The sequence below is a fragment of the Nocardia sp. CC201C genome (genome assembly GCF_030010695.1).
Taxonomy (GTDB): Bacteria; Actinomycetota; Actinomycetes; order Mycobacteriales; family Mycobacteriaceae; genus Nocardia; species Nocardia otitidiscaviarum.
This window is the reverse complement of the sequence record NZ_JASCXP010000522.1, coordinates 1-4,287: the sequence shown is the minus strand read 5'-3', so window position 1 is coordinate 4,287 and position 4,287 is coordinate 1. Positions and strand designations below refer to the sequence as shown.

At 69.4% G+C, this 4,287-nt stretch carries 5 protein-coding genes; 2 read left to right on the top strand and 3 right to left on the bottom strand.

All coding sequences use genetic code 11. The features are described 5' to 3' along the window. Both QK444_RS33145 and QK444_RS33140 read right to left on the bottom strand, forming a co-directional pair. Positions 1 to 1,300, bottom strand: a 1,300-nt coding sequence (locus tag QK444_RS33145) for a cytochrome P450 (protein ID WP_282785986.1), incomplete at its 3' end; no start/stop codon positions are given. A gap of 118 nt (positions 1,301 to 1,418) precedes the next feature. Then, positions 1,419 to 1,982 (bottom strand): TetR family transcriptional regulator, encoded by a 564-nt coding sequence (locus QK444_RS33140; RefSeq protein WP_282785987.1) that lies wholly within the window; start codon positions 1,980 to 1,982, stop codon positions 1,419 to 1,421. 138 nt (positions 1,983 to 2,120) lie between these two features. On the opposite strand from QK444_RS33140, the gene QK444_RS33135 reads away from it, so the two are divergent. Then, positions 2,121 to 2,780 carry a class I SAM-dependent methyltransferase gene (locus QK444_RS33135; RefSeq protein ID WP_282785985.1) on the top strand — a complete coding sequence of 220 codons (660 nt, stop codon included), beginning with the start codon at positions 2,121 to 2,123 and terminating at the stop codon, positions 2,778 to 2,780. A 220-nt stretch (positions 2,781 to 3,000) separates the two neighbouring features. Continuing rightward, positions 3,001 to 3,744: a helix-turn-helix transcriptional regulator gene (locus QK444_RS33130; protein ID WP_282785984.1), complete on the top strand. Its 744-nt coding sequence runs from the start codon at positions 3,001 to 3,003 to the stop codon at positions 3,742 to 3,744. Here the strand turns inward: QK444_RS33130 and QK444_RS33125 are convergent. Continuing rightward, positions 3,723 to 4,115: a VOC family protein gene (locus QK444_RS33125; RefSeq protein ID WP_282785983.1), complete on the bottom strand. Its 393-nt coding sequence runs from the start codon at positions 4,113 to 4,115 to the stop codon at positions 3,723 to 3,725. The genes QK444_RS33130 and QK444_RS33125 overlap by 22 nt on opposite strands. Positions 4,116 to 4,287 lie beyond the last annotated feature (172 nt).

Here is a 4,287-nt window from a genome sequence, read left to right as displayed (position 1 = left end):
CCATCTTGGAGTGGTCGTTGCGGTAGCTGTCGGACGGTTGTGCGAGTTCGAATTCCCAGTCCCGCAACAGGATGGAGAAGATCGCCTTCAGCTGCATGAGCGCGAACGCCGCGCCCACGCAGCGGTGGCGGCCCGCGCCGAAGGGGATCCAGGTCCAGCGATTGGCCAGATCCTCCTGGTTCGGGTCGAGATAGCGGTTCGGATCGAAGCGGTCCGGCTCCGGGAAGTCCTCCGGAATGCGGTTGGAGACAGCGGGTGTCGCGGCCACCAGGTCACCGGGTGCGATGCCGTGGCCGCACACCTCGAATTCGTCCCGGGCCACCCGCATCAGGATGATGAGCGGCGGATGCAGCCGCAGCGTCTCCTTCAGTGCCGCCTCCAAGCGCGGAATCTGGCGCAGCGCATGGAAACTCACGTCCTGGCCGTCGGCGTAGAGGGTGTCCAGCTCGGTCACCACGCTGTCGAGCACCGCGGGATTGCGCAGCAGTTCGATGATCGTCCACGCCGCCGTGCCCGAGGTGGTGTGGTGCCCGGCGAACATCATGGAGATGAAGATGCCGGTGATCTCGCTGGCCGAGAAGCGCGGCTGCCCCTGCTCGTCGCGCACCGACACCAGCACGTCGAGCATGTCCCGGTCCGCTTTGCCCTCCGGCGGATTCGCCATTCGCCCGGCCATGATGTGGCGTACCAGTTTCACCAGCTGGTGGCGGGCCTCGTCGCGGCGGCGGAAGCTGTCGATGGGCGCGTAGGGGTCCACATAGCAGTAGGCGTCGGTGCCCTGCTCGAGCTCGTGATAGAGCCGGGCGAAGCGGGCGTCGAGTTCCTCGCGGAACTTCACGCCGATCAGGCAGGCCGAGGAGGTGTAGATGGTCAACTCGGCGAAGAATTCGAGCAGGTCGATCTCGCCCTCGTCGCCCCAGCGCGCGACCATGCGGTCCACCTCGCGGGCGATGGTGCTGGCGTGTCCGCGCATCTGCTCGGCGCGCAGGGCCGAGTTGTGCAGCATTTCCTTGCGCCGCTCCGGCGGGGCGTCGAACACCACGCCCTCGCCGAAGATGGGCTTCATGAACGGGTAGGCCGCGGCCTGGTCGAGTTCGTCGTCCGAGGCACGGAAGAAGAACTCGTTGGCCTGCGCGCCGGACAGCAGGATCACGTCGTTGCCGGCGAGCCGGAAGGAGCCGATATCACCGCATTCGGTGCGCACCCGGCGCATGAGGGCGATGGGATCGGTGCGGAACTCCTCGAGATGGCCGTGTTCGTGTTCGCCGCCGGAGACCTGTCGCGGTCGCACCAGGGTCATCGGAAACCTCCCAACGGTACCGGTGTTGGACACCTGTCTGGACGGTACTACGGAAGGTGTTGTGCGGCAAGGGATCCCACCGAATTCGGTGTCATTTCGAAAGATTTCCGCGCGGGATTCAGTGCGGCAGCACGAGCCGCGCCGACTTTTCCAACTGGTCGGCGATTTCGATATAGGACGCATAACCCATTCCGGCGCGCACCAGCGCACCGGCGTACAGCGATTCCAGCGTCTCCACGATTTCCGGATCGGCATCCGCGCCCAGGGCGGCCACGAGCCGATTGCGGATCTCGGTGCCGATGCGCAGGCGCAGATGCGCCACATCGGGATCGGTGCCGAGCAGGGCGCTGGTCACCGCGCCCGCCAGCGCCGGTTCGTCGGCCACCAGCATGGCGATCTGGCGCAGCACCTCGATCACGCGCGCGGTGCTGTCGACATCGGTCTCGACCGGCGGTTCGGTGGCGGCGAGCCGCCGCCAGAACAGCTCCGCGACCAGGTGTTCCTTGGAGGAGAAGTAGGTGTAGGCGGTGGCGGTGCCGACCCCGGCGGCGGCGGCAACCATGCGCACCGTGAGACCCGCGAAACCCTCGCGCGCGAGCACCTCCATCGCCGCCCGGGTGAGCTTGTCGACGGTGTCGGCCTGCTTCTCGGTGAGGCGGCGGCGGGTGGCCTCCATGCTCACCACCGGACGGGCGGAAAGGGAATCGGACACGTGTCTGGATGCTACTATGGGTCGGCTCCCCGAGCAACTCGCACGATGTTCGCGAGGTATCAATACGGGTGCCCCGGAACTGTTTTGGATGAGGCAGGCAAGGATTTCATGACACAGGCCGCCGCGGGGATTTCCGCCGCCACCGCCGAATTGTTCGCACTCGCCGAACAGGCCACCGGATTCATGCCGCCGGAGGAGGGCCGCGCCCTCTACGCCGCCGCGCGCGACCACGCCGGTGACGGTGTTATCGTCGAAATCGGCACCTACTGCGGAAAATCCGCGATCTATCTCGGCGCGGCCGCCCGCGAAACCGGGGCGACCGTCTACACCGTCGACCACCATCGCGGCTCCGAGGAGCATCAGCCCGGCTGGGAGTACCACGACACCACCCTCGTCGACCCGGAGACCGGCGTCTTCGACACCGTGACCGCGTTCCGCCGCACCATGGTGCGCGCCGGACTCACCGACACCGTGGTCGGCATCCTCGGCTCCTCCACCGCCGCCGCCCGCATCTGGCGCACCCCCGTGCGCCTGCTGTTCATCGACGGCGGCCACACCGAGGAGGCCGCGCAGCGCGACTACGACAACTGGGCGCACTGGGTGGCGGGTGGTGGCCTGCTCGCCATCCACGACGTCTTCCCCGACCCCGCCGACGGCGGGCAAGCGCCCTTCCACATCTACCGCCGCGCCCTGGACTCCGGAAAGTTCCGTGAACTCTCGGCGACCGGCTCCCTACGCATCCTCCAGCGCACCGCCGCCTGCAACTGAGCGGGACCGCGCCGACGACCCCGGCAGCGCGGGCCGCGTGTGCGATTCGGGCGCATCGCCGCGCGCCCGCAGCCACGTGATGGTCGGTGTGCGCTACGGCGTTCGGAAGGCGACTCGTCCGGTTGTCGACGAAACGGTGGGTGCGGTGGCGCGCTCGGAACGGCACTCGTCCGGTTGGCGACGGACGTGGTTGTCGGTTCCCGCGCGTAGCCTCGGGGACGTGGAGGAATCGGCATCCTCGCCCGCCTATCAGGAGCGGCCGTCGGCGGCGGTCGCGGGGGCCGTGGTGTGGACGCGGACCCTGCGGTCCGCGGTCGAAGCGCCGGTGCTGCCGGACGGGTGCATGGATCTGCTGTGGATGGACGGCGAACTGCGGGTGGCGGGTCCGGATACCCGCGCGCGAGAGGTCACCTTGGCGGCCGGGACGCGGATCGCCGGTATCCGATTCCCGCCGGGTACGGCTCCGGCGCTGCTGGGGGTGCCCGCGCACGAATTGCGGGACGCCGGTGTCGAAATCGACGCCCTGTGGTCACCCGCCGAGGCACGCCGGGCGAGCGAGCTGGTGGGGAAGTCCGCGAACCCGGTAGCCGGTGTGGAGGCGGTTGCCGCCGCGCGGGCCGCGGTCACCGAACCCGCCGATCCGGTGGTGCGCTGGATCGCGGAGCAGCTCGCGGCGGGCCACTCGGTGGCGCAGACGGCGGCGGCGACCGGGTTCGGCGCACGCCGACTACACCGGCTGTCGCTGGCGAGCTTCGGATACGGCCCCAAAACCCTGGCCCGGGTGCTGCGGCTGCAACACGGCCTGGCGCTGGCCCGCGCGGGCGTGCCGTTCGCTGAGGTGGCGGCCCGCGCGGGCTACGCCGACCAGGCGCACTTCGCGCGTGAGGTGCGCGACCTCACGGGAATGACCCTGCGCCGACTGCTCGCGGTGCAGGGGGCCGATCAGGCGTCCAACGCGGCGTAGAGGTCCACGCCATTGCCGTCGGGATCGTGCACCACCGCATAGCGCTGCCGCCACGGAGCGTCGAAGGGTTTCATTTCGGCGTGGTGGCCCGCCGCGACCAGTTCCTCGAAGAGGCGGTCGACGTCGGCGGGTGAATCGCAGTGGAAGGCCAGGCCGATGCGGCCCTCGCCCTGCGGCGGTCGCCAATTCGGATGGAAGGAGGCGATGACCGCCTCGGTGTCCAGGGTCAGGCGGAAGCCGCCCGGCAACTCGGCCTCCACATGGCCTTCCCCGAGGACGGGGCCGAATTCGAGTCCGAGGCGGCGGTAGAAGGTGAGGCTGGCGTCCAGATCGGCGACGACCAGGCCGATCACATCGAGTCGAGGTGTCATAGCCTGACCGTAGGCCGTGCCCTCGCCGCCGGTCTTGAAGAAATCGGACAGCCGGACACTCGGCCCGACCGGACACCCGGTTCAGGACGATCGGTTCGACTCGGCGAACCGCTACGGCTGCCGGAGGGGCGGATGCGGCCGCGGGGGCGGGCGCGGGCCCGGGTGGCCCCCC